Here is a 25076-nt window from a genome sequence, read left to right as displayed (position 1 = left end):
AGTGTTTCCTGGAAAGAAGCGTTTAAGGCAAGAGTCGGGCGGGCAACAGACGCATCAATTGCGTGTCGAACCAGGCGACGAACGCCGGTGACGGCACCGCATCCACCGCAAGGTACCACCAGTCAGGCTGGGCAAAAGCGCGGCACTTCACCGCGTCTTTCTCGGTCATGACCAGCGGCAATGACGGCGTAAAATTCAAGACCTCGGCGCTGTACGGCGCGTGGTCGGCAAAAGCATGGGGTATCGGGTGCCAGTGTAGCGTTTGCAGGGTATTGAAGAAACGCTGCGGGTTGCCGATGCCGGCAACCGCGTGAACTGGCTGGCCCACGGGAAAATGATCGACGGCTTTACGCTCAGCGGTTTTCAAGTTGACCAACGCAGTCGGCGTCAAGCGAAAGGCAAAACCGTCTTCACGATCTGATTCGGCGCCGTTGTAGAGCAGCGCATCGACACTGTGCAGACGCTCCACCGGCTCGCGCAATGGCCCGGCCGGCAGGCACCGACGGTTGCCCAGGCCACGGGCGGCGTCGATCAGCACCAGCTCAAGGTCGCGAGCCAGGCGGTAATGTTGCAGGCCGTCGTCGGAGAGGATCAGGTCCAGGGTTTCGCTGGCCAGCAATGCCTTGACCGCACGACTGCGGTCGGGGTCGATCATCAACGGCACACCGCTGCGCTGCACGATCAGCAGGGGTTCATCACCGGCTACGTCGGCGCTATGACTGGCATCAACTCGCCACGGCAACGATGGCGGCTTGGCGCCGTACCCTCGACTGACCACTCCGACGCGCAAACCGCTGCGCCGGCAATGCTCGATCAACCACAGGATCAGCGGCGTCTTGCCCGTACCACCGACGGTGACATTCCCCACCACCACCACCGGCACCGGTGACTGATAAATCTCGCCTTCACCCGCCAGAAACCGTGCGCGTTTACGCAGTACCACTTGGCGATACAGCGACTCCAGCGGCCGCAACAGCACGAGTGCCGGATGGCCCTCGTACCAGGCCTTGAGTAAACGATCAGACATGGCCATCAGGGTTGGCTCGCCGCCTCGATGGTGGTCATGCGCAAGTGGCTGAAACCGAGCTTGCCGGCGGCATCCATCGCGGTGATCACGGCCTGGTGCTGGGTCTTGCCATCGGCGCTGATGGACAGCGGCATCTTGGTATCTCCGCCTGACTCTTTCTCCAGCGCGGCCATCAGGCTGGTGAGGTCGTTTTTCTCCAGCAACTGGTTATTCACCGAAAATACCCCCTCGGCACTGATGGCGATGTCCAGTTGCTTGACCTCCTGATCCTCGGCCGGCGAGCCGCTGACGGCTTCGGGCAGGTCGACACGCAGTTCGGTCTGGCGAGTGAAAGTAGTGGTGACGACAAAAAACAGCAGCAGGATAAACACCACGTCGATCAGCGACGCGAGGTTGATATCGACATTTTCCCGTTGCTTGCGGCGAAATTTCACGCTTTGCCCCCAACCAGGTCTACGTCACGGTCACCCTGCACCACTTCCACCAACTTGATGGCTTCCTGCTCCATGCCCACCACCAGTTCATCGATGCGGCGCTGCAGGAAACGGTGGAAGAACACCGCAGGAATGCCGACCATCAGGCCCGCCGCCGTGGTGATCAGGGCCTTGGAAATACCACCGGCCAACACGGCCGCATTGGTGGTCATGCCCGAGCCCATGAACGAGCTGAAAATATCGATCATGCCCAGCACCGTGCCCAGCAACCCCAACAATGGGGCCATGGCAGCAATGGTACCGAGGGCATTGATATAGCGCTCCAGCTCATGGATGACCCGAGCGGCGGCCTCTTCGATACATTCCTTCATGATCTCGCGACCATGCTTGGAGTTGGCCAGGCCGGCCGCGAGGATTTCACCCAGTGGCGAATTGGCGCGCAGCTCCTTGAGTTTTTCCTTGTCCAGCTGCTTGTTCTTGATCCAGCCCCAGACCTGCCCCAGCAGATGCTCGGGGGTCACGCGGCTGGCGCGCAGGGTCCACAGGCGTTCGGCAACGATGCCGAGTGCGGCGATAGAACTCATGATGATCGGCAACATCATCCAGCCGCCGGATTTGACCAATTCCCACACAGTGAATGTCCCCTCGAAAAAGTGCGCCACTTTACCATATAGGTTCGGCAGCGGGGTTCGTCGACCCTGCGCCTGAGCCAGCCCTTTGTAACTCCGGATTAAGGTAACCGTTCACGCCAGAAGCGACGTTGACCACGCGCAACAACCGGCGGCGCGAAAGCCCCCAACCTAAAACGCACGGCACCTTGCTCGGCGCTGTCATACATTCGGCTGCCCAGCGCCTGATAGCGCTCTACAACCTGAGGATGAGGATGACCGAAACCATTGCCGCGCCCCCGGGATATCAATACAGAGGTAGGCGCCAGCCGCTGTAAAAAAGGCCAGGAAGACGAACTGCGACTGCCATGGTGCGGTGCCTGCAACCAATCGGTCGGTACCGCCAAGGGAGAGTCAAGGAAGGCCTGCTCGGCGGCGCGATCGATATCTCCGGTCAACAGTAAGCGCTCGCCATTCGCCTGCACCTGCAATACGCAGGACTTCGCGTTGCCATTAGTGGCGCCCGGCCACTGCCAGAGCTCGAACGACACGCCATCCCACGTCCAGCGCTCGCCACTAAGACACCGCTGCGTACCGAGAAACGCCGGCACCCCGTCGGTCTCGCCGCCCACCACGCGCTTGACCGGCATACCGTTGGCAACTGCCGCCGCGCCACCGGCATGATCGGCGTCGGCGTGGCTGAGCAGCATCATGTCCAAATGGCCAATACCAAGCTTTCTCAACGATGGCAGTACCACCCGGGCGCCGAGGTCAAACGTGCCGGAACGCGGGCCGGCATCGTAGAGCAAGGTGTGATGGCGGGTGCGCAGGACCACGGATTGCCCCTGCCCGACATCCAGTTGCACCACCTCTATTTGCCCGTAGGGCACCTGCTCTCGCGGGGGGAACACCGCCAGCAGTAACATCGGCCAACCCAGCACGCGAAATGGCACGCCTTTGGGCAGCAACAGTAGCACCGCGCCCAGCAGGCTCACACACCAACACCCCAACGGCACCTCCGCCGGGACCCATGCAGGCACCCACCCTGCGAGCCACGCCAAGCCATTGAAAAGCCCATCCAATGTGCCACCCGCCAGCCACAGCAACAACTCCCCTATAAAAGGTAGCGGCAACAGCACAGTTCCCAACAGCGCCAAGGGCAATACCACCAGGCTGATCCAAGGCACGGCCACCAAATTAGCCAGCGGCGCGCTAAGGCTGATGGGCAATCCCAACGCCAACAAAACCGGGAACAGGCCGATAGCGATCAACCACTGCGGCCGGGTCCACGCTTGCCAAAGGCGCCAAGGCCCCAGGCGCCCGCCGAATGTAAGGATCAACACCGCCACCGCTGCAAACGACAGCCAGAACCCAGGTTGCAGGCTGGCCAACGGTTCCAGGATCAGCACCCCATTAAACGCCAGCAATAAAGGCCACCACAGCCCAAGATGGCGGAACCGCAAGCGCCACAGCAGCACCAGCCCGAGCATCACGCAGGCGCGCTGCACCGGTACGCCAAACCCCGCCAACAGGCCATAAGCTACTGCGCAGGTAAAGGCCAGGCCGCAGGCCCAAGGCAGCCACGGCCAGGTGCGGGGCCAGTAACCGTAACGCGCAAGGCCAGCGACCAGTGCGTAGATCAAACCCGCCAACATCCCGATGTGCTGGCCGGAAATAACCAGCAGGTGCACGGTGCCCGTGTCTTGGAGCACCTGCCAATCTTCACGGGTCAGGCCGGAACCATCGCCCAGCACCAACGCCGCAACGCCCGCTTCACGGCCTTGGGCATCTACCGCCAGCAGACGCTGGCGGACCGTGTCGCGCCAGGCACCCTGCGCCGGGATCAGGCGCTCGCCGTCCTTCACCGACCCCGTCGCACCGATGCGCTGGGCCAATAACCAGGCTTCCTGATCGAAACCATGAAAGTTCAGCAGACCGGCTGGCCGTTTGAGGGTTACTGCCAGTCGCCAGCGCTCGCCACTGCGCACCGTGGGTGCGCCCCGCCAAGACACGCGGATGCGCTTGGGCAGCCGGGCATTACGAGACCGGCTGTCGGCCAATTCAAACCGTACGCCCTCGCCCGTTTGTTGCGGTAACCCGATCACACGCCCCTCGATCCAGCGAGTCTGGCCGTCCAACGCGGGGTGCAGGCGATCATCCAGCGCCCATTGCGCGCTGATGCAAGCCCAGCTAAACCCCACCAAGAAGAACGCCAATGGATAAGTGCGAAACGGCAACAGCATCAACGCCAACACCAGCACGGCCAGCAGCCACCCGACAGATGGCAATCCAGGCAAGTAACGCAGCGCCAACAAACCCAGCGCCAAGGCAAGCATCCCTGTCCTCATGAATCATCCTTTTCCAGTGATCCATTGAGTCTTAGCCGGACCTGCAAAGCGGCCTATGATCTTTTGTCACAAAGTCTGAATTTTCTGTTTATAGAATGCGGGCATACTTGCCCCTCGAACTGACCTGGACCCCTTATGCCCCGGCGCTTATTCAAACGGTACATGCCCGACCCCACCAGTATCAGGGAACACAAGTCATTACAGTTTCTCGGTACGTTGCTGCATGACCCGAACCTCTGGCACCTGAACCGGCACTCGGTGGCGCGTGCGATGGCGGTAGGTTTGTTCGCGGCATTTATCCCTATCCCCTTGCAGATGCTGCTCGCGGCGGTCCTGGCAATTGTGGTTCGCGGCAACATGCCCATCGCAGTGAGCCTGGTGTGGCTGACCAACCCGATTACCATGCCGGTGGTATTTATCTGCACTTACATGACCGGGGCCTGGCTGATGAATGTGCCGCCGCGCAGCCTGCCGGACGACCTCACCTGGGAATGGATCAGCGGCCAACTGAGTACGCTGTGGCAGCCATTCCTGCTGGGCTCGGTGGTATTAGGGTTGGTGCTGGGCGCGCTGGCCTATTGCCTGACCATGGGCTACTGGCGCTGGTGGGTCGCGCACCAGTGGAAAAAACGCAAACAGCGTCGCGGCTAGGGCCTAGAGGGCCGGTAAGCGCAGATGAACCCGCAGCCCTCGCCCGGTGTTTTCGGCCCACAGGCTGCCGTCCTGGCGTAGTACAGCGTTACGGGCAATACTCAAGCCCAGGCCGAACCCACCATCGCCGGGGCGTGAGCCCTCCAGACGAGTAAATGGCGCAAAGATCCGCTCCAGATCCTGCTCATCAATGCCTGCGCCCTGATCCTCCAGCCATAAATGCCAGTAGTCGCCCTCTCGTCGCCCATCCAGACACACCACACCCTCGGCCGGGGAATGACGAATCGCATTACGCAGGATGTTTTCCAGCGCCTGGGCCAGGGCATTCAGATTGCCCCGCACCCAACAGTCGGGCTCCAGCAGGCACGGCAGGCGCGACGCAGGCCAATCGCTTTCAAAACAGGCGTTCTCGCGCAACATGTCCCACAGCGCTTGCAGCTGGATATCTTCTTTGGGCAAAGGCGCACGCTCGGTATCCAGCCAGGCCAGTTGCAGGCTATCTTCCACCAGGCGCTGCATGCCGTCGATCTCGCGCCCCAGGCGCTCACGCAGTTGCGCAAGGTCTCGCTCACTGTCACAGGCCACTCGCAAGCGGCTCAGTGGCGTGCGTAATTCATGGGACATGTCCCGCAGCAATTGCTGCTGCAACACCACAGTACCCTGCAAGCGCTCGGACATATGGTCGAACGCCCGGCCCAGCTCGCCCAATTCATCCTGGCGACTGGTGGCATCGTGGGACAGCCGCGTATGCAATTGATCAGCACGCCAGGCATTGGCCTGCTCGCGCAGTTGGTTGAGGGGCATGATCAACAGTCGATACAGGCCTACGCACAACAACAGCGTGAACAAACCCGGGATCACACCGTTGGTCGCCACGCGCCAGAACAACTGGTAGCGCCCCGGCATAAAGCGCTGCGGCAATTCGATCACCAGGGAGCCCGCATTCGGGTTGACCGCAAATGGCACCTTCAGCCACGGCAAGCCTTTGACGTGCCGGCTCACGGGCCAGTCAAGGCCGCGCAGAAAGGTCAGGCGCTGGCTTTCCTTGTCGATCAGCGCTGTGCTGCTCAGCGATTGCAGGTCGCTGCCGATTACACCGACCCAGGTAGTTTCCCGCGTACGCATCGATTGCAACCAGGCATCCACACCGGCCCTGCCGCCACGCTTCCAGGCCTGTTCAGCACTGACGGCGTAACCTCTCAAGGTAGTTCGCGCCTCGTCGTCGAGGTACGCGTTTTGCTCCTCCATATACCGACCCCAGGACCAACTGAGCCAGATCATCAGCAAGCAGAACGCGATCAGCAGGCACGCCAGTTTCCAGAATAAAGAGTGTTTGCCCGGCAGTTGCTTAAGGGGGCGTTCAAAGACTGTCATCGTGACCGCTCAGCACATAGCCCTTGCCCCAAACCGTGCGCACTTCGCGCTCGTTGTAGCCGATGGCCTTGAGCTTGCGGCGGATCTGGCTGATATGCATGTCGAGGCTGCGATCATGGGGGGCATAACCGCGCTGCAAGACGTGCTGGTAAAGGAACGCCTTGCTCAGCACCTCCTCACTGTTGCGATGCAAGGTTTCCAGCAGGCGGTATTCGCTGCGGGTCAAACCGGCCCAGTGGTCCTGGTGGAGAACATCGCACAGCTCATCGTCAAAACGCAGGGTGCGGGCGTCGTCACGTGCAGGCGCCAGGCTCGGTAACGGGCGCCGATCCAACGCCACGCGGCGCAGTATGGCTTCGATGCGCACCCGCAATTCGATCATGCTGAACGGCTTGGGCAGGTAATCATCGGCGCCAAGACGAAAACCGCTGACGCGATCGGCTTCGGCGCCCAAGGCTGACATCAGGATGACCGGTATCGAATGGCTTTCACGCAAATGGGTCAGGATCGACAAGCCATCCATCCCTGGCAACAAAATATCCATCAACACCACGTCGAATGCCTGATCACGGGCCATCTGCAAGCCTTGCTGGCCGTTTTGGCACCAGGTGACCTGGAAGCCGCAACGCCCCAGGCTCTCTTGCACATAGGCGCCCAGCACAGGGTCATCTTCAATGGTCAGGATACTGGGTAAGCCAATAGCTGCGGGATTCATTAGCGTCTGCAAGTCATTCTCAATCGCTGATTATTCAAGATAACCCTGCCGCAGGCAATCGCCATCCGGCGCCCGGTGGCCCGAAGATTGCGGCCCGACGTTAATTTGCAAGATTCCACGCCGCGCAAATGGCTACACTGCGCAGGTGGCGCGGGCCGGACGCCTGCGCAATTCATTGATAACACGGTGGTGGCGGGAGAATGGCGTGCTGAGAAGAATGGGGATAAAAGGCCGCGTACTGTTGCTGACGTTACTGCCGACCAGCCTGATGGCCCTGTTGTTGGGGGGCTATTTCACCTGGATGCAGCTTTCGGAATTGCAGACCCAACTGCTGCAACGCGGCGAAATGATCGCCGAGCAACTCGCCCCGCTGGTGGCGCCCGCCCTGAGCGCACGCAACACCGACCTGCTCGAACGCATCGCCACCCAGTCCCTGGAACAGCAGGACGTACGCACCGTTGCCTTCCTCGGCCCAGACCGCGCGCCGCTGGCCCACGCCGGCCCGACGATGCTCAACCCGCCGCCCATCGGCAATAGTTCCCACCTGCTGCAACGCACCGGCAATGATGCCACCCGTTATCTGCTGCCCGTGTTTGGCCGCCATCGCAATCTGGCCGGCGACCTGATCCCTGACGAATCCGACCGCCTATTGGGCTGGGTCGAAGTGGAACTGTCCCACAACGGCATGCTCTTGCGCGGCTACCGCAGCCTGTTCGCCAGCCTGCTGTTGATCGCCATCGGCCTGGTCTGCACCGCGGCGCTGGCGTTGCGCATCAGCCGCACCATCAACTCGCCGATTGGCCTGATCAAGCAAGCCGTGGCCCAGCTCAAGGACGGCAACCTGGAAACCCGCCTGCCCCCTTTGGGCAGCCAGGAACTGGACCATCTCGCCTCGGGCATCAACCGCATGGCCGAGACCCTGCAAAACGCCCAGGAAGAATTGCAGCACAGCATCGACCAGGCCACCGAAGACGTGCGCCAGAACCTGGAAACCATCGAGATCCAGAACATCGAGCTGGACCTGGCGCGCAAAGAGGCCCTGGAAGCCAGCCGCATCAAGTCGGAGTTCCTGGCCAACATGAGCCACGAGATCCGCACGCCGCTCAACGGCATCCTCGGTTTCACCCACCTGCTGCAAAAAAGCGAGCTCACGCCACGCCAGCTCGACTACTTGGGCACCATCGAAAAATCCGCCGACAACCTGCTGGGCATCATCAATGAGATCCTCGATTTCTCGAAGATCGAGGCCGGCAAACTGGTGCTCGACAGCATCCCCTTCAACCTGCGGGACTTGCTGCAAGACACCCTGACCATCCTCGCCCCCGCCGCCCACGCCAAGCAGCTCGAACTGGTCAGCCTGGTCTACCGCGACACGCCGCTGGCACTGGTGGGCGACCCGCTGCGCCTCAAGCAGATCCTCACCAACCTGATCAGCAACGCGATCAAGTTCACCCGCGAAGGCACCATCGTGGCCCGCGCGATGATCGAGGACGAGCAGGAAGACAGCGTGCAACTGCGCATCAGCGTGCAGGACACCGGCATCGGCCTCTCCAGCCAGGATGTGCGCGCACTGTTCCAGGCGTTCAGCCAGGCCGACAACTCGCTGTCGCGCCAACCGGGCGGAACAGGCCTGGGGCTGGTGATCTCCAAGCGATTGATCGAACAGATGGGCGGTGAAATCGGCGTCGACAGTACACCGGGCGAAGGCTCGGAATTCTGGATCAGCCTGAACCTGCCCAAGACCCGCGACGATGTTGAAGACCTGCCCAGCGCCCCACTGCTGGGCCATCGCGTGGCCGTGCTGGAAAACCACGAGCTTGCGCGCCAGGCCCTGCAACATCAGTTGGAGGACTGTGGCCTGCAAGTGACGCCGTTCAACACCCTCGAAAGCCTGACCAACGGCATCACCAGTGCCCATCAGACCGAGCAGGCCATCGACCTCGCCGTGCTCGGCGTGACGGCCAACGACATTCCACCCGAGCGCCTCAATCAACATTTATGGGACCTGGAACACCTGGGCTGCAAGGTGCTGGTGCTCTGCCCCACCACCGAACAAATGCTGTTCAACCAGTCGGTGCCCAACCCCAACAGCCAACTCCAGGCCAAGCCGGCGTGCACCCGCAAGCTGCGTCGGGCCCTGTCCGACCTGATCAGCCCGCGCCCGTCGCGCAGCGAACCAGGCGAGCCGCTGTCCAGTCGGGCACCGCGCGTATTGTGCGTGGACGACAACCCGGCAAACCTGCTGCTGGTGCAAACCCTGCTGGAAGACATGGGTGCTCAGGTGCGTGCGGTAGAAAGCGGTTATGCCGCCGTCGACGCAGTGAAGCAGGACACCTTCGACCTCGTGCTGATGGACGTGCAAATGCCCGGCATGGATGGGCGCCAAAGCACCGAAGTGATCCGCCAGTGGGAAAGCGAGCGCAACGGCACGCCTCTGCCCGTGGTCGCCCTGACCGCCCACGCCATGGCCAACGAAAAGCGCGCCTTGCTGCAAAGCGGCATGGACGATTACCTGACCAAACCCATCAGCGAACGGCAATTGGCCCAAGTGGTATTGAAATGGACCGGCCTGGCCCTGCGCAATCAGAGCCCCGACCGAACACTCGACGCCGCAGGCACCGGCGTGCAACTGCCGGTACTGGATCACGAAGAGGGTCTGCGCCTGGCTGCCGGCAAGGCCGACTTGGCCGCCGATATGCTCGCCATGCTGCTGGCCTCCCTGGAAGCCGACCGCCTGGCGATCGCCATCGCCCGCGATGCCAATGACAACAACGCTCTGATCGAACGCGTGCACCGCCTGCATGGCGCCACCCGCTACTGCGGCGTGCCGCAACTGCGCGCCGCCTGCCAGCGGGCCGAAACCTTGCTCAAGCAAGACGACGCCAAGGCCCTGGCCGCATTGGATGAACTGGACATTGCTATAACGCGGCTGGCCGGTGAGGCACGGGTCAGCGCTTGAATTCATCAAAAAAAGGAAGTCTTTGATGCGCGTCATTCTCTTCAGCAGCCAAACCTACGACCGCGACAGCTTTCTCGGCGAGCCCCTACCGCCCGGCGTCGAACTGCAATTCCAGCCAGCCCGGCTCAACCTCGACACCGTGGCCCTGGCCGAGCACCACGAGGTGGTCTGCCCCTTTATCAACGACGACCTCAGCGCCCCGGTGCTGGAACACCTGGCCAAAGGCGGTACGCGGCTGATCGCCCTGCGCTCGGCGGGCTACAACCATGTAGACCTGGCCGCCGCCAAGCGCCTGGGCCTGACCATCGTGCGCGTGCCGGCCTACTCGCCCCACGCCGTAGCCGAGCACGCGGTGGCGCTGATCCTGGCCCTTAACCGCCGCCTGCACCGCGCCTACAACCGTACCCGCGACGGCGATTTCAGCCTGCACGGCCTCACCGGTTTCGACCTGGTGGGCAAGACAGTCGGTGTAGTGGGCACCGGCCAGATCGGCGCCACCTTCGCCAAGATCATGGCCGGTTTCGGCTGCCAGTTGCTGGCCTACGACCCCTTCCCCAACCCGCAGGTGCTGGCACTCGGCGCCCGCTACGTGAGCCTGCCCGAGCTGCTGGCCCAGGCGCAGATCATCAGCCTGCACTGCCCGCTCACCGCCGACAGCAAGCACCTGATCAATGCCAGTTCCCTGGCTCATATGCAGCCTGGCGCGATGCTGATCAATACCGGACGCGGCGGCCTGGTAGATACCCCGGCACTGATCGAAGCACTCAAAGACGGCCAGCTCGGCTACCTGGGGCTGGATGTGTATGAAGAGGAGGCCCAGCTGTTCTTCGAGGACCGCTCCGACCTGCCCCTGCAAGACGACGTGCTCGCGCGCCTGCTGACCTTCCCCAACGTGATCATCACGGCCCACCAGGCGTTCCTCACCCACGAAGCCCTTTCGGCGATTGCGGGCACTACCCTGGGCAACATCGCGGCATGGGCTGATGGCCGGGCGCAGAACCTCGTCGAAGGATGATCAGTGGTCACATACCAGGCGCATGATGGGCAGGCACCCGTGATAGGATGCCGCGCCTATTTGGAGGATCCATGGCCGAACACGATTTCCGCTTCAGCTTGCTGAGCCCGCAACACACCCTGATCGAATGCCGCGCCCTGGTGCCGGGCCGTTACCAGGTCACCGGCAACGGTGGTTCGATCAAACACGGCGACGTCTTGATCGTCACCCTGCGCGGCAGTAAAACCCTGTCGATGCGCTTGACCGTCGAAGGCGATGCGCGCTACTCCATCCGCCCGGCAGGCCAGTGGGTCGCCATGGCCCAGGGGCCCAAATTCGGCGAGCTGGAGATTCACACCTGGAAGGTCAATTGCGACAGCTGCGACAGCGTGCTGGAGTTTGAATTCGCGGTGGAAACCAAGCTGACCAAAGAGCCCCTGCAACCGGCTGCCAACGCACGTATCAAAGAGCTCGGCTGGGCCAGCGAAGGCGACAAGCACCGCTGCCCGAAATGCCAGCAGGCCGCGCAATGAAAGGCCTGCTTCTGCTCGCCGCCCTCGGTGCCGGCCTCACCGGTTGCGCCGGCGATCCGGTCAAGCTCAAGCAGGATCACAGCTACGTGGTGGAATGGATCGGCGAGCGACCGCTGATGGACTACGCGCACCTGACCGTCACCCTGGGTTCGGATGGTCGCGCCTACGGCAACGGCGGTTGCAACCACTGGTTCGCGCCGTACACCCTCGACGGCGACACGCTCAGTTTTGGCAAGATCGGCAGCACCCGCAAACTCTGCGCCGAGGCGTTGATGGAGCAGGAGCACCGCTTCTTCCAGGCGCTGCAAGGCGTGCAACGCTGGGATATTTCGCCGATCGAGCAAACCCGTTTCTGGCCCGCTGAAGGCAAGCCGATTCGCTTGTGGCTTGAAGAGGGCTGACAACGCCAATCTCAGGATTGGGCGAGGTCAAAATGTGGGAGGGGGCTTGCTCCCGATGGCGGTGTATCAGTCAGCTTATCTGTAGCTGACACACCGCGATCGGGAGCAAGTCGAATCGTCGCACCGCCCCTCCCACATTTGATTAGCGGTGTTGCTTTAACCGCGCAAGGCCTTGAGTTTGGCGATTACACCTTCCGCCGTCTGCTCCCCCATCATCTGCTCGCGTACCTTGCCCTTGTCATCAATGATGTAGGTCACCGGCAACGCTTCGCTGCGGGGAATATCAAAGATCACCTCCGGGTTCTGCGCCAGTACGGTGAACTTGATGCCCAGTTTCTCGCTGGCCGCTTTCAGCTCTTCACCCTGCACATTGTCGAAGTTAACCCCGAACACGCCCACGCCCTGCCCTTTGAGCTGCTCTGCCAAGGCATTGAGTTCCGGGATTTCCGTACGGCACGGGCCGCACCATTCGGCCCAGTAGTTGACTACCACCCACTGTTTATCCAGGCGTTCAGCCGCGACTTTCTGGCCGTATTGGTCTACGCCGTAATCGTTACCGCAGCCGCTGAGCAGCAGGGTGGTGATGATCGCTAATGCACCGATCAATTGCCTGGTCATGGGGTATTCCTTCGTAAAAAATGAACGTTGGCTGCGACCTATCGCCTCTTACGGTTTAAGGGCGGGTCGCTGCGCGGGTAGAATACCCGCCACCTTACGCAAGATGCGACCCGCACATGACCGATCTGACGCTTTATCACAACCCGCGCTGCTCGAAATCCCGCGGTGCGCTCGAACTGCTCGAAGCCCGTGGCCTCACCCCAACGGTGGTGCGCTACCTGGAAACCCCGCTGGACGCCGCGCAATTAAAGGCCCTGCTCGCCAAGCTGGGCCTCAGCGCTCGGCAATTGCTGCGCACCGGCGAAGACGAATACAAAGCCCTCAACCTGGCCGACGCGAGCCTGACCGAAACACAACTGATCGCCGCCATCGCCGAGCACCCGAAGTTGATGGAGCGCCCAATCCTGGAAACCGCCGATAAAGCCATCATTGGCCGCCCGCCGGAGAACGTGCTGGAGATCCTGCCGTGACGACCCCGTATGTGCTGGTGTTGTATTACAGCCGCCATGGCTCGGTGAGCGAAATGGCCCGGCAGATTGCCCGGGGCATCGAGCAAGGCGGAATGGAAGCGCGCCTGCGCACCGTGCCGGCGATCTCCACCGAGTGCGAAGCCGTTGCGCCAAGCATCCCGGACGAAGGCGCACTCTACGCCAGCCTGGATGACCTTAAGAACTGCTCAGGCCTGGCCCTCGGCAGCCCGACCCGTTTTGGCAACATGGCGGCGCCGCTCAAGTATTTTATCGACGGCACCAGTAACCTGTGGCTCACCGGCGCCCTCGTCGGCAAGCCGGCCGGGGTGTTTACTTCCACCGCCAGCCTGCACGGCGGCCAGGAAACCACATTGATGTCGATGCTGCTGCCGTTGTTGCACCACGGCATGCTGATCACGGGCCTGCCCTACAGCGAACAAGCCCTGCTCGACACCCAGGGCGGCGGCACGCCCTACGGCGCCAGCCACCACGCCGGGCCGGATGGCAAGCGCCTGCTCGACCAACATGAGATCGCCCTGTGCCGCGCCCTGGGCCTGCGCCTGGCGAGCACCGCTACCCTGCTGGAGAGCGGCCGTGGCCAGAAAGCCTAAGGTCTTGCCACCCCAGGCGTGGCTGGAGCCTCGGGTCAAGGTGGCACGTGCATTGAGCCTGCTGGCATTTGTGGGCCTGGTGGGGTTGTTGTGCGTGTACTACCTGTTCGTCGCCGACCTGCACGGTGCGCGGCCGTGGGTGATTCTGGTCATCGAACTGGTGCCGCTGCTGGTGCTCGCGCCGGGTATGCTGCTGGGCAGTGCGCGCGGGCATTCATGGATGTGCTTTGTGGTGAACTTGTATTTCATCAAAGGCGCGTTGGCGGCGTATGACCCGAACCGGCAGTGGTTCGGGGTGCTGGAGATGCTGGCGAGTTTGGCGGTGTTTTGCACGGCATTGCTGTATGTGCGCTGGCGGCATCAGCTGACTCGGCGACTCGCTGAGGCCTGATAGAACTGTAGTGCCTGTCAGGCAGCCTTCGCGGGCAAGCCCGCTCCCACATTTGACCGCATTTCAACTGACGGAAATCGGTCAAATATGGGAGCGGGCTTGCTCGCGAAGGTATCACCTCGGTCTCAATGATTGACGGTGTAAGCCAGCATCATCGACAACTGGCACATCGGCCGCCCACTCTCGGCATGCCACTGGTTGAACGCCCCTTGCACCGTCGCCAAATCCCGCAGGCTCGTAGGCGCCTTGTCGACGATCTTCTGTGCATTCAATGCCGCCACCACGTCATAACTCGGCACAAACGTATCCTTGCCCACCATGCGCAAAAAGCGCGGCGCCGACAGCCCGCCCAACTGATGGCCGTGCTTGCTCAGGTACTTCCACAACCCCACGATATCGGTCACCGGCCAGTCGGCGATAAACGCACCGAAGCTGCCCTTCTCCTGGGCAATGTCCAGAATCATCTGCGCATTACGCGGCACGCTTTTGAGTTTGCCCAAGTGGCGGATGATGCTGGTGTCCTGCATCAATCGCTCCAGGTGCTCGGCGCCCATCAGCACGACCTTTTCTGGATCAAAACCAAAAAACACCTTCTCGAACGCTGGCCACTTGGCATCCACCACGCTGTGCTTGAGGCCAGCGCGAAACACCCGCAGGGCCAGGGTCGACAGGTAGCGGTCATCGCTGATCTTGCGCAACTGCGCGGGAGTATTCGGCACCGGCAGGTGGGCCTCCAACTCGGCCGCAGAACCGAAACGGTTCAGACAATATTCGTGCAGCCATTTGTAATCGCGCATGCCCTCTCCTGGGGGTTGAAATGAAAACGGCGCCCATGAGCGCCGTCTTTCAGAGCGTTGAAGAACCTTAGAGGTTCACTACATTGACGAAGCGCGACGCGGCGCTCTCATCGATCTTGAGGCTGGTAAAGTCGAACAGGTTGCGGTCGGCCAGCTGCGACGGCTGCACGTTCTGCAGGCTGCGGAAGATGCTCTCGGTGCGGCCCGGGGTCTTGCGCTCCCAGTCCAGCAGCATGTCCTTGACCACTTGGCGCTGCAGGTTTTCCTGGGAGCCACACAGGTTGCACGGGATGATCGGGAACTGCTTGAGGTCGGAGTAGGCCTGGATGTCCTTCTCGTTGCAATACGCCAGTGGGCGGATCACCACGTTGCGCCCGTCATCGGCGCGCAGCTTGGGCGGCATGGCCTTGAGGGAACCGTTGAAGAACATATTGAGGAAGAAGGTCTCGACGATATCGTCGCGATGATGCCCCAGCGCCATTTTGGTCGCGCCGATCTCGTCGGCGAAGGTGTAGAGCGTGCCGCGGCGCAGGCGCGAACAGAGTGAGCAGGTGGTCTTGCCTTCCGGGATCAGCTCCTTGACCACCGAATAGGTGTCTTTCTCGACGATGTGGTACTCGACGCCCAGCTCCTTAAGGTAGGCCGGCAGCACGTGTTCGGGGAAACCCGGTTGTTTCTGGTCCATGTTGACGGCGACGATCTGGAACTTGATCGGCGCGACCTTTTGCAGGTGCAGCAGCACATCGAGCATGGTGTAGCTGTCTTTTCCGCCGGAAAGGCAGACCATGACCTTGTCGCCGTCCTCGATCATATTAAAGTCGGCGACCGCTTCACCGGCCAGGCGACGCAGGCGTTTTTGCAGTTTGTTCTGGTTGACCGTAAGAGTGCCCATGGCGCTTGGATCCGCAAAAGGTGTGTGACGAAAAGCGGGGCATTTTACGCAAAAATACTTCAATGAGCGACGCCGATCCAATGTGGGAGCTGGCTTGCCTGCGATGGCGTCGGGTCAGAAACAGATGAGCTGGCTGCCCCACCCCGATCGCAGGCAAGCCAGCTCCCCCATCGACCGTGGCAGTCCCGACAGGCCTCAGCGCGATTAAGCCCAACGTTTACAGCGCAATTCGCTCTAAAGGCCCTACAGTCATTCCGGTCATACGTTCCTATACTGCGACTAGAGGTCGCACATCTATCCAGACCTTTGAGGCCAATTGGCCCGTGGGCGCTCCGATGGGGGGCGATGGTAATTACGACAGGAGTGACTGGCATGATCCATCACGTCGTGGGGCTTTTTACCCATCCCGACCAGGAATGGCGGGAAATCCGTGGCGATAAAGAAGAAAGCATCAGCCACATGTACCTCACTCACACGCTGATTCTCGCGGCGATCCCCGCCGTATCAGCCTTTATCGGCACCACTCAAGTTGGCTGGGTCATCGGCAACCGCTCACCGGTCATGCTGACCCAGGAAAGCGCGCTGTGGATGACCATCATGTCTTACGCGGCCATGCTCGGCGGCGTCGCGGTGATGGGTGCGTTCATTCACTGGATGGCACGTACTTACGACGCCAACCCCAGCATGGCGCGTTGCGTGGCCTTTGCCACCTACACCGCGACCCCTCTGTTTATCGGCGGGCTGGCGGCGCTTTACCCGCATATGTGGCTAGGCATGGTCGTGGGCACGGCGGCGATCTGCTACACGGTGTACCTGCTATACGTGGGGCTGCCGACCTTTATGAGCATTGACCCGGACGAAGGCTTTTTGTTTTCCAGCTCGGTACTGGCTGTAGGCCTCGTGGTACTGGTGGCGATCATGGCGTTTACCGTGATCGTCTGGGGGCTGGGCGTAGGGCCGATCTACACCAACTAAGCGGTTTCAACCAGAGCGCAGGGCCACCGCAAGGTGGCTTTGTGCGTCATACATGACCATTCGGCGCCTGACAGATTCGGAAACACCCGGCTTTGCGGCATACTGGGCACCTCTGGAGATATGTACAGCATGCCCGAGCAACTCAATACCCGCGTCGAAGATTGTTACCTGCAAGCCGAATCCTTTTTCAAACGAAGCTTCAAACGCCCCCAGGTCAGCCTCAAGCTGCGGGGCCAGAAGGCCGGTGTCGCGCATTTGCATGAGAACCTGCTGCGCTTCAACCCACAGTTGTACCGTGAAAACAGCCAACACTTCCTGAAACAGACCGTGGCCCACGAAGTGGCGCATTTAATTGCCCACCAATTGTTTGGTGAGCGCATTCAGCCCCATGGCGAGGAATGGCAATTGATCATGCGCGGGGTGTACGAGCTGCCGCCTGATCGTTGCCATACCTATGAAGTGAAGCGTCGCCAGGTGACCCGCTATATCTACCGGTGTCCGTGTGCAGACAGCGACTTCCCGTTTTCGGCGCAGCGCCATGGGTTGGTGGGTCAGGGGCGGCGGTATTTGTGTCGGCGGTGTCGGCAAACCTTGGTGTTTACCGGGGAAACTCGGGTGGAATGAGGGCCTCATCGGGGGGCAAGTCGAATCGTCGCACCGCCCCTCCCACATTTTGACCGTACCGATGATCAGTGTGGGAGGGGGCTTGCCCCCGATAGCACCAGACCAGTCACCCAACCACCTTGGTCTGCCGCAATTGCTCTATCCGCTGAGCACTGAACCCCAACTCCACCAACACCTCATCACTGTGCGCCCCCACCGCAACCCCAATATGCCTTGGCTCCGGCAGACCATCAGAAAACTTCAGCGGGCAAGCCAACTGCGCCTGAGTCGAGCCATCGCCGCGCGGCACCTGGCTGACCAACCCCCGCGCTTTCAATTGCGGATGCTCCACCGCCTCGCTCAAGCTCAGCACCGGCTCGACACAGGCATCCACTGCGGCAAACAATTCACACAGCTCATCGAAACTGCGCTTTTCAAACTCAACTTGGAGCGCAATCTTAAGCTGCGGCGACAATCCCAGCGCCGCCAAGTCAGAGCGCCCCAATGCGTCGCACAATTGCAGCATAAACCCTGGCTCCAGACTGCCTACCGACATCCAACGCCCATCGCGCGTGCGGTAGTAATCGTAGAAACTGCCGCCGTTCAATACATGTCCTTCCCGCCCAGGCTCCACCCCGCAAGCCAGGTAACCCGAGGCCGCCATGGCGTTCAAGCTGAACGAACAATCCGTCATGCTGACATCAAGGTATTGGCCGACGCCGCTGTGCTGCCGAGCAATCACAGCCGCCAGCAACCCCACCACCGCATGCAACGAACCACCGCCCACATCCGCCACCTGCACGCCCAACGGCACCGGCCCGCTGTCCTGGCGCCCCGTATAGCTGGCTATGCCGGCCAACGCGAGGTAGTTGATATCGTGACCGGCGCGATCCTTGTAGGGGCCGGTCTGGCCGTAACCGGTGATCGAGACATAAATCAACCGGGGATTGATCGCCTTCAACGCCTCATAGCCCAGACCCAGCCGCTCCATCACGCCGGGCCGAAACTGCTCCAGGACAATGTCGTAGTCCTTGACCAACGCGCGCACAATCTCCACTGCCTCAGCTTGCTTGAGGTCCAGCGCCAAACTGCGCTTGTTGCGGTTGAGGTACGCATGGCTGGCCGATGTACCTTGGTCGTGGGGCGGCAGCACCCGCAGCAGGTCCATGCGCGTGGGCGATTCGATACGCAGCACCTCGGCGCCCATGTCCGCCAGCATCAAGGATGCAAACGGGCCGGGCAGCAGCGTAGAGAAATCCAATACTTTAAGGGACGCCAAGGGGCCAGACATGGGCACTCCAATTCCGTTTCGGTTGCCCACAGACTAGGCAGCCTTGGTCCTACCGGCAATCGTCAGAACGTTCAGTGACAGTGACTGTTTTGATCACGGCGGGCTTTTTCACGGCGGCGGCTTTATCATTGGCCCACGTTTGCTTGCAGAGTGTTCCATGAAGTTTGCGATTGCAGTGTTTAGTGCCGCCCATGCGCCCTCCTCGCGCCGCGCCCTGCTGTTTGCCCAGGCGGCGTTGGCCGGTGGGCATGAGATTGTGCGGCTGTTTTTCTATCAGGACGGCGTGTACGCCGCGTCCAATAACATCGTCGCCCCTCAGGATGAGCAAGATGTCGCGCGTCAATGGCGCGAGTTTGTCAGCCAGCACCAGCTTGACGGTGTGGTCTGCATCGCTGCGGCCTTGCGTCGTGGTGTGCTCAATAGCGAAGAAGCCGCTCGTTACCAGCGTAGCGCCGTGAACCTGGACGCGCCGTGGGCGTTGTCGGGCCTAGGCCAATTGCATGATGCCGCGCAGACCGCCGACCGCCTGATCTGTTTTGGAGGGCCATGACGTGTCCAAATCCTTATTAGTGATCAGCCGTCAGGCGCCGTGGTCGGGGCCAAGTGCGCGGGAAGCGCTGGATATCGTGCTGGCCGGCGGCGCGTTTGATCTGCCCATCGGCTTGCTGTTCATGGACGACGGCGTGTTCCAACTCGCACCGCACCAGAACGCCAAGGCCGTGCAACAAAAGGACCTCAGCGCCAACCTGCAAGCATTGGGGCTGTTCGGCATCGACGATGTATTTGTCTGCCGCCACAGCATGGCCGTGCGTGGCTTGACGCCGCCCACCGAGGCGCAACCGTTGAGCAACGAGGCTATTTCCCAATTGATTGACCGCTACGATCAGGTGATTACCCTCTGATGTCGACTTTACATGTGGTGTCTCACTCGCCGTTTTCCGACAGTCGCCTCGACAGCTGCCTGCGTATCTGCGGCGCCGAGGACGCGATCCTGCTGTGCGGCGACGGCGCCTACGGGCTACACGCCCCCGCCCTGCACACCAAGGGCGTGAAAGTGTTTGTGCTGGCCGAAGACATGCAGGCGCGCAACCTGCCCTTACCCGACTGGGCCGACAGCGTGGACTACCCCGCTTTCGTGCAACTGTCGCTCGACTACGACAAGGTCAACAGCTGGCTATGAACACCTTGACCGTAGGCGAACGCACCTATGAGCTGGACAAGGACGGCTATCTCGTCGACCTGAACGACTGGTCCGTCGAAGTCGCCAATGCCCTGGCCGCCGCCGAACCGCTGGCGTTGACGCCCGACCACTGGGAAATCCTCGACCTGCTGCGCGGCTTCTACGCTGAGTTTCAGCTGTCCCCGGCCACGCGCCCGCTGATCAAGTACACCTCCTTGAAGCTGGGCCCGGAAAAGGGCAACAGCCTGCACCTCAACAAACTGTTCAACGGCACTCCCGCCAAACTCGCCGCCAAGCTGGCGGGCCTGCCCAGGCCGACGAATTGCTTATGACCGACTTTGCCCCGCTCACCCTTGAAACCCCTGCCGAGCACCCGTTTGCGCAATTCGTGCGCATCCTGGGCAAAGGCAAGCGCGGCGCGCGCAACCTCACCCGCGAGGAAGCCCGCGAAGCCATGGGCATGCTGCTCGACGAAAAAGTCGAAGACACCCAACTCGGCGCCTTCCTGATGCTGTTGCGCCACAAGGAAGAAAGCCCGGAAGAACTCGCCGGCTTCACCGAGGCCTTGCGCGAACGCCTCGATGCCCCGTCACTGAACGTGGATGTGGACTGGCCAACCTACGCGGGCAAAAAACGCCACCTGCCGTGGTACCTGCTGGCGGCCAAGTGCCTGGCGCAAAACGGTGTGCGCATCCTGATGCACGGCGGCGGCGCCCACACGGCGGGCCGGTTGTACACCGAACAACTGCTGGAATATTTGCAGATCCCGCTGTGCCGCAATTGGCAGCAGGTAGAAAGCGCCTTCGAACAGGGCAATCTGGCGTTTATCCCGCTGGGCGACTGGGCACCGCAGTTGCAACGCATGATCGATTTGCGCAACACCCTCGGCCTGCGTTCGCCAATCCATTCTTTGGCGCGCCTGCTTAACCCGTTGAATGCTCGCCTGGGCCTGCAAAGCATTTTCCACCCCGGTTATCAGGGTGTGCATCGCGATGCCAGCGGCCTGCTGGGCGACAACGTGATTGTGGTGAAAGGCGACGGCGGCGAAATCGAGATCAACCCCGACGCCACAAGCCACCTGTATGGCACCACTGGCGGCGAAAGCTGGGATGAGGAATGGCCCGCGCTCTCCGCTCAGCGTCATGTCAAGCCGGCGGCCTTGGAGCCCGAGCACTTGAAAGCACTGTGGCGTGGCGACGTCGAGGACAGCTACCCGCAACTGGCACTGATTGCCACGATGGCGCTGACATTGCGCGGCTTGGGTCACTCACGGGAACAAGCCTTCATTGTGGCCCAGCAATACTGGGACGCGCGAGACAAATCGATTTAATCGATAATTCACCCGCAGTCTTTGCGCTTTTAAATCGAACCTATCCCTTTAGACTGGCTTCCAACGCTTAATAGTTGAGGAGCCAGTCATGGGTTTGCTGATCGAAGGGCACTGGAAAGACCAGTGGTACGAAAGTAGCGCAGATGGCGCTTTCCAGCGCGAACAGGCGCAACGCCGCAACTGGGTGACCGCCGACGGCGCGCCTGGCCCCAGCGGCGAAGGTGGCTTCAAGGCCGAAGCCGGTCGTTACCACTTGTATGTGTCCCTCGCTTGCCCCTGGGCTCACCGCACGCTGATCATGCGCAAGCTCAAGGGCCTGGAAGGCCTGATCGACGTGTCGGTGGTCAGTTGGTTGATGCTGGAAAACGGCTGGACCTTCGACAAAGCTCACGGCTCCAGCGGTGACGCCCTCGACGACTTTGCCTTCATGCATCAACGCTACACGGCTGACACTGCCGACTACACCGGCCGCGTGACAGTGCCCGTGTTGTGGGACAAAAAGCTCAATCGCATCGTCAGCAATGAATCGGCGGAAATCATCCGCATGTTCAACAGCGCGTTCAACGGGCTGACTGGCAACACCCTGGATTTCTACCCGCAGCCGCTACGTGGCACCATCGACACGCTAAACGAGCGCATCTACCCCGCGGTGAACAACGGCGTATACCGCGCAGGCTTCGCCACTTCGCAGCAGGCGTATGAAAGTGCGTTTGATGATGTATTTGCCGAGTTGGATTATCTGGAACAGCACCTGAGTGACCATCGCTACCTGGCCGGCGAATACCTGACCGAAGCCGATGTGCGCCTGTTCACCACGCTGATTCGATTTGACGCGGTGTATTACGGGCACTTCAAATGCAATTTGCGCAGGATTGCGGAGTATCCGAACCTGTCGAACTGGCTAAGGGAGTTGTATCAGTGGCCGGGCGTGGCCGAGACGGTGGATTTTGAACACATCAAAGGGCATTACTATGCCAGCCATCGTACGATCAATCCGACGGGGATTGTGCCGAAGGGGCCGTTGCAGGGGTTTGATGGTAAGTATGATAGGGGTCGGTTGAGCACCAAGGGTGTCTGGGACTGATCCAAAAGATGGGCGGTGATTGAGGGCCTCATCGGGGGCAAGCCCCCTCCCACATTTGACAGGCGGCGCGGTCAAAATGTGGGAGGGGGCTTGCTCCCGATGCTTTTAAAAGGCTCAGATTTGGGACTGAGCGCCTTCAAACCACTTGAGCTTCTCGCGCAACACCACCACTTCACCCACGATCACCAGTGTCGGCGCATGCACTTCATGCTCCGCCACCATGCGCGGCAAGTCCGCCAGCGTGCCGGTAAACACGCGCTGGTTGGACGTAGTGCCCTGCTGGATCAACGCTGCCGGCGTATCTGCCGCACGCCCATGCTTGATCAGCTGTTCGCAGATGATCGGCAAGCCAATCAAGCCCATGTAGAACACCAGGGTCTGCGATGGTCCCACCAGGTCATGCCAAGGCAGGTCCGACGTCCCGTCCTTTAAATGCCCAGTGATGAAACGCACCGATTGCGCATAGTCGCGGTGGGTCAGCGGAATCCCGGCATACGCCGCGCAACCACTGGCCGCCGTGATGCCCGGCACCACTTGGAACGGGATGCCATGGGCCGCCAGTTCCTCGATCTCTTCTCCACCCCGCCCAAAGATAAACGGGTCGCCACCCTTGAGGCGCAGCACGCGCTTGCCTTGCTTGGCCAGGTCCACCAATTGCTGGTTGATCTGGTCCTGGGGCACAGCATGGTCTGCGCGACGCTTGCCGACGTAGACGCGCTCGGCATCACGGCGGCACAGCTCGAGAATCGCAGGCGCTACCAAGCGGTCGTACAGCACCACATCGGCTTGCTGCATCAGGCGCAAGGCGCGGAAGGTCAACAGATCCGGGTCACCCGGCCCTGCACCTACCAAGTACACCTCACCTGGCGCATAGGGCGGCGCACCATTGACCTTTTCGATCAACAGGCGCTCGGCTTCGGCGCCCTGCCCGGCCAACTGCCGATCGGCAATCGGCCCCTGAAAAACCTCTTCCCAAAACGCGCGACGTTGCTGCACATCCGGGTACAAACCTTTGACCTGGGCACGAAAACGCGCCGCCAACCCCGCCAGCTGGCCGTAGGTGGACGGAATCCAGGTTTCCAACTTGGCGCGGATCAAGCGCGCCAGCACCGGCGCATCGCCGCCACTGGACACCGCAATCACCAAGGGCGAGCGGTCGACAATTGCCGGGAAGATCACGCTGCACAGGGCCGGCGCATCCACCACGTTGACCGGAACGCAACGGCGCTTGGCATCGCTGGACACTTGCGCGTTCAGCGGCTCGTCGTCGGTTGCCGCGATTACCAGGGTGCAACCGTCGAGGTCGGCCTCCTGATAACCGCGCAGAATCAATTCCCCGCCACTGCCCAGCACCAACTCATTGAGTTGGTCTTCGATCTGGGGAGCAACCACCCGCAGCAACGCGCCGGCGTCGGCCAGCAGCCGGGATTTGCGCAAGGCAATCTCCCCGCCACCGACGACCAACACACGACTGCCGCGCAGGTTATGAAACAGCGGCAGAAATTCCATTTAACCGATGACCTCAACGCCCGCCATGTACGGCTTGAGCACTTCAGGTACACGGATGGAGCCATCAGCCTGCTGGTAGTTTTCCAGCACGGCCACCAGGGTACGGCCTACAGCCAGGCCCGAACCGTTGAGGGTGTGCACTAGCTCCGGCTTGCCGGTTTCCGGGTTACGGAAACGCGCTTGCATGCGACGGGCCTGGAAATCACCGCAGTTGGAGCACGACGAAATCTCGCGGTACTTGTCCTGGCTTGGCACCCACACTTCGAGGTCGTAGGTCTTCACGGCGCTGAAACCCATGTCGCCGGTGCACAGCGCCAACACGCGGTACGGCAGTTCCAGCAGTTGCAGGACGCGCTCGGCGTTGGCGGTCAGGCCTTCCAGCGCTTGCATCGAAGTCGACGGCTCGACGATCTGCACCATCTCCACTTTGTCGAACTGGTGCTGGCGAATCATGCCGCGGGTATCGCGACCCGAGGCACCGGCTTCGCTACGGAAGCACGGGGAGTGGGCCACGAACTTCAACGGCAGCTCTTTAGCGTCGAGGATCTCGCCCGACACGATGTTGGTCAGCGACACTTCGGCCGTCGGGATCAGGTACAGGTCGGCTTCGCCTTCGCGGCTGATCTTGAACAGGTCTTCTTCGAATTTCGGCAGTTGGCTAGTGCCCATCAGCGCAGGCGCCTGCACGAGGTATGGCGTGTAGGCTTCTTCGTAGCCGTGCTCGGCGGTGTGCAGGTTGATCATGAACTGCGCCAGTGCGCGGTGCAGGCGGGCCACCGGGCCACGCAGCAACGAGAAACGTGCGCCGGACATCTTGGCGGCGGTTTCGAAATCCAGGCCGCCAGTCAATTCGCCCAGGGCAACGTGGTCTTTAACCTCGAAATCAAAGGCTTTTGGCGTACCCCAACGGCGCACTTCGACGTTGTCGTCTTCATCTGCGCCAACCGGCACGGATTCGTGTGGGATGTTAGGGATGCCCAGCAGGATCGAATCCAGCTCGGTCTGAATACCTTCCAGCTCGACTTTACCGTCGGACAGCTCGGTGCCCATACGCTCAACGTCTGCCATCAACGGCGCAATGTCTTCGCCGCGCTGCTTGGCCTGACCGATGGATTTGGAACGGGCATTACGCTCAGCCTGCAGTGCTTCGGTGCGGGTCTGGACGGTCTTGCGCTGTTCTTCCAGCGCTTCGATGCGCGCAACATCCAGGGCAAAGCCACGGGATGCCAGGCGGTCCGCTACGTCCTGAAGGTTGCTACGTAACAGTTTGGAATCGAGCAT

The 25076-nt window shown here is 61.3% G+C and carries 28 protein-coding genes; 16 read left to right on the top strand and 12 right to left on the bottom strand.

Features of this window, described 5'->3' with window-relative positions; genetic code table 11:
• Positions 1-22 precede the first annotated feature (22 nt).
• The 4 genes from lpxK to ICY20_RS21785 form a co-directional block, all read right to left on the bottom strand.
• On the bottom strand, positions 23-1033 hold the full coding sequence (gene lpxK / locus ICY20_RS21800; protein ID WP_194938569.1) for a tetraacyldisaccharide 4'-kinase: 1011 nt from the start codon (positions 1031-1033) through the stop codon (positions 23-25).
• The gene (locus ICY20_RS21795; protein WP_159957697.1) at positions 1033-1461 is read right to left on the bottom strand and encodes an ExbD/TolR family protein; all 429 of its coding nucleotides are present in this window, start codon (positions 1459-1461) and stop codon (positions 1033-1035) included. The genes lpxK and ICY20_RS21795 overlap by 1 nt, the downstream gene beginning before the upstream one ends.
• Positions 1458-2093, bottom strand: coding sequence for a MotA/TolQ/ExbB proton channel family protein (locus ICY20_RS21790; protein WP_159957699.1), 636 nt, complete (start codon positions 2091-2093; stop codon positions 1458-1460). Before ICY20_RS21790 ends, ICY20_RS21795 begins: the two co-directional genes overlap by 4 nt.
• Positions 2094-2191: 98 nt before the next feature.
• On the bottom strand, positions 2192-4417 hold the full coding sequence (locus tag ICY20_RS21785; protein WP_228758531.1) for a DNA internalization-related competence protein ComEC/Rec2: 2226 nt from the start codon (positions 4415-4417) through the stop codon (positions 2192-2194).
• 135 nt (positions 4418-4552) lie between these two features.
• Between ICY20_RS21785 and ICY20_RS21780 the strand changes: the two genes are divergently transcribed.
• Complete coding sequence (locus ICY20_RS21780; protein ID WP_122511572.1) at positions 4553-5068, top strand: DUF2062 domain-containing protein; 516 nt, start codon at positions 4553-4555, stop codon at positions 5066-5068.
• A gap of 3 nt (positions 5069-5071) precedes the next feature.
• On the opposite strand, the gene ICY20_RS21775 is transcribed toward ICY20_RS21780, so the two are convergent.
• Positions 5072-6442: a sensor histidine kinase gene (locus tag ICY20_RS21775; protein ID WP_194938568.1), complete on the bottom strand. Its 1371-nt coding sequence runs from the start codon at positions 6440-6442 to the stop codon at positions 5072-5074.
• Positions 6429-7157 (bottom strand): response regulator transcription factor, encoded by a 729-nt coding sequence (locus ICY20_RS21770; protein WP_194938567.1) that lies wholly within the window; start codon positions 7155-7157, stop codon positions 6429-6431. Before ICY20_RS21770 ends, ICY20_RS21775 begins: the two co-directional genes overlap by 14 nt.
• Before the next feature lie 205 nt (positions 7158-7362).
• Between ICY20_RS21770 and ICY20_RS21765 the strand changes: the two genes are divergently transcribed.
• The 4 genes from ICY20_RS21765 (at position 7363) to ICY20_RS21750 (ending at position 12044) form a co-directional block, all read left to right on the top strand.
• Complete coding sequence (locus ICY20_RS21765; RefSeq protein WP_159957705.1) at positions 7363-10116, top strand: response regulator; 2754 nt, start codon at positions 7363-7365, stop codon at positions 10114-10116.
• 25 nt (positions 10117-10141) lie between these two features.
• Entirely contained in the window at positions 10142-11131 is a 990-nt protein-coding gene (locus ICY20_RS21760) for a 2-hydroxyacid dehydrogenase (RefSeq protein ID WP_159957707.1), read from the top strand.
• 71 nt (positions 11132-11202) lie between these two features.
• Positions 11203-11643, top strand: coding sequence for a hypothetical protein (locus ICY20_RS21755; protein WP_105522798.1), 441 nt, complete (start codon positions 11203-11205; stop codon positions 11641-11643).
• Positions 11640-12044 carry an META domain-containing protein gene (locus ICY20_RS21750; protein WP_159957709.1) on the top strand — a complete coding sequence of 135 codons (405 nt, stop codon included), beginning with the start codon at positions 11640-11642 and terminating at the stop codon, positions 12042-12044. The genes ICY20_RS21755 and ICY20_RS21750 overlap by 4 nt, the downstream gene beginning before the upstream one ends.
• A 156-nt stretch (positions 12045-12200) precedes the next feature.
• Here ICY20_RS21750 and ICY20_RS21745 read toward each other — a convergent pair whose 3' ends face one another.
• A complete protein-coding gene (locus ICY20_RS21745; RefSeq protein WP_159957711.1) occupies positions 12201-12662 on the bottom strand; it encodes a TlpA disulfide reductase family protein in 462 nt (153 codons plus the stop codon).
• A 116-nt stretch (positions 12663-12778) separates the two neighbouring features.
• On the opposite strand from ICY20_RS21745, the gene arsC reads away from it, so the two are divergent.
• The 3 genes from arsC to ICY20_RS21730 are packed head-to-tail and all read left to right on the top strand — an operon-like array spanning position 12779 to position 14134.
• Positions 12779-13132 carry an arsenate reductase (glutaredoxin) gene (gene arsC, locus ICY20_RS21740; RefSeq protein ID WP_159957713.1) on the top strand — a complete coding sequence of 118 codons (354 nt, stop codon included), beginning with the start codon at positions 12779-12781 and terminating at the stop codon, positions 13130-13132.
• Positions 13129-13743 carry an NAD(P)H:quinone oxidoreductase gene (wrbA, locus tag ICY20_RS21735; protein WP_194938566.1) on the top strand — a complete coding sequence of 205 codons (615 nt, stop codon included), beginning with the start codon at positions 13129-13131 and terminating at the stop codon, positions 13741-13743. The genes arsC and wrbA overlap by 4 nt, the downstream gene beginning before the upstream one ends.
• The gene (locus tag ICY20_RS21730) at positions 13727-14134 is read left to right on the top strand and encodes a DUF2069 domain-containing protein (protein ID WP_159957717.1); all 408 of its coding nucleotides are present in this window, start codon (positions 13727-13729) and stop codon (positions 14132-14134) included. Before wrbA ends, ICY20_RS21730 begins: the two co-directional genes overlap by 17 nt.
• A 125-nt stretch (positions 14135-14259) precedes the next feature.
• On the opposite strand, the gene ICY20_RS21725 is transcribed toward ICY20_RS21730, so the two are convergent.
• Both ICY20_RS21725 and ttcA read right to left on the bottom strand, forming a co-directional pair.
• The gene (locus ICY20_RS21725) at positions 14260-14931 is read right to left on the bottom strand and encodes a DNA-3-methyladenine glycosylase I (protein WP_135291986.1); all 672 of its coding nucleotides are present in this window, start codon (positions 14929-14931) and stop codon (positions 14260-14262) included.
• 67 nt (positions 14932-14998) lie between these two features.
• Positions 14999-15823 carry a tRNA 2-thiocytidine(32) synthetase TtcA gene (ttcA, locus tag ICY20_RS21720; protein ID WP_194938565.1) on the bottom strand — a complete coding sequence of 275 codons (825 nt, stop codon included), beginning with the start codon at positions 15821-15823 and terminating at the stop codon, positions 14999-15001.
• Positions 15824-16195: 372 nt separating this feature from the next.
• Here ttcA and ICY20_RS21715 point away from each other — a divergent pair, with 372 nt between their 5' ends.
• A complete protein-coding gene (locus tag ICY20_RS21715) occupies positions 16196-16798 on the top strand; it encodes a Yip1 family protein (RefSeq protein WP_122489801.1) in 603 nt (200 codons plus the stop codon).
• A 129-nt stretch (positions 16799-16927) separates the two neighbouring features.
• Positions 16928-17422: a SprT family zinc-dependent metalloprotease gene (locus ICY20_RS21710; protein WP_122490033.1), complete on the top strand. Its 495-nt coding sequence runs from the start codon at positions 16928-16930 to the stop codon at positions 17420-17422.
• Between the two features lie 106 nt (positions 17423-17528).
• On the opposite strand, the gene ICY20_RS21705 is transcribed toward ICY20_RS21710, so the two are convergent.
• Positions 17529-18692 carry a CaiB/BaiF CoA transferase family protein gene (locus tag ICY20_RS21705; protein ID WP_194938564.1) on the bottom strand — a complete coding sequence of 388 codons (1164 nt, stop codon included), beginning with the start codon at positions 18690-18692 and terminating at the stop codon, positions 17529-17531.
• A 157-nt stretch (positions 18693-18849) separates the two neighbouring features.
• On the opposite strand from ICY20_RS21705, the gene tusD reads away from it, so the two are divergent.
• The 6 genes from tusD (at position 18850) to ICY20_RS21675 (ending at position 22286) form a co-directional block, all read left to right on the top strand.
• Entirely contained in the window at positions 18850-19242 is a 393-nt protein-coding gene (tusD, locus tag ICY20_RS21700) for a sulfurtransferase complex subunit TusD (RefSeq protein WP_194938563.1), read from the top strand.
• 1 nt (position 19243) lies between these two features.
• Positions 19244-19594 (top strand): sulfurtransferase complex subunit TusC, encoded by a 351-nt coding sequence (gene tusC / locus ICY20_RS21695; protein ID WP_122489804.1) that lies wholly within the window; start codon positions 19244-19246, stop codon positions 19592-19594.
• The gene (tusB, locus tag ICY20_RS21690; protein ID WP_159957727.1) at positions 19594-19872 is read left to right on the top strand and encodes a sulfurtransferase complex subunit TusB; all 279 of its coding nucleotides are present in this window, start codon (positions 19594-19596) and stop codon (positions 19870-19872) included. Before tusC ends, tusB begins: the two co-directional genes overlap by 1 nt.
• A complete protein-coding gene (locus ICY20_RS21685; RefSeq protein ID WP_194938562.1) occupies positions 19869-20204 on the top strand; it encodes a TusE/DsrC/DsvC family sulfur relay protein in 336 nt (111 codons plus the stop codon). Before tusB ends, ICY20_RS21685 begins: the two co-directional genes overlap by 4 nt.
• Positions 20201-21202: a glycosyl transferase family protein gene (locus ICY20_RS21680; protein WP_159957731.1), complete on the top strand. Its 1002-nt coding sequence runs from the start codon at positions 20201-20203 to the stop codon at positions 21200-21202. Before ICY20_RS21685 ends, ICY20_RS21680 begins: the two co-directional genes overlap by 4 nt.
• Before the next feature lie 88 nt (positions 21203-21290).
• On the top strand, positions 21291-22286 hold the full coding sequence (locus ICY20_RS21675) for a glutathione S-transferase family protein (protein WP_194938561.1): 996 nt from the start codon (positions 21291-21293) through the stop codon (positions 22284-22286).
• A gap of 114 nt (positions 22287-22400) precedes the next feature.
• On the opposite strand, the gene cysG is transcribed toward ICY20_RS21675, so the two are convergent.
• Both cysG and serS read right to left on the bottom strand, forming a co-directional pair.
• Positions 22401-23795 (bottom strand): siroheme synthase CysG, encoded by a 1395-nt coding sequence (gene cysG / locus ICY20_RS21670; protein ID WP_194938560.1) that lies wholly within the window; start codon positions 23793-23795, stop codon positions 22401-22403.
• Positions 23796-25076: a serine--tRNA ligase gene (serS, locus tag ICY20_RS21665; protein WP_194938559.1), complete on the bottom strand. Its 1281-nt coding sequence runs from the start codon at positions 25074-25076 to the stop codon at positions 23796-23798. It lies immediately after the preceding gene.

Source organism: Pseudomonas pisciculturae (assembly GCF_015461805.1).
In the GTDB taxonomy this organism is placed as follows: domain Bacteria; phylum Pseudomonadota; class Gammaproteobacteria; order Pseudomonadales; family Pseudomonadaceae; genus Aquipseudomonas; species Aquipseudomonas pisciculturae.
This window is presented reverse-complemented; position numbering and strand designations above follow the sequence as displayed.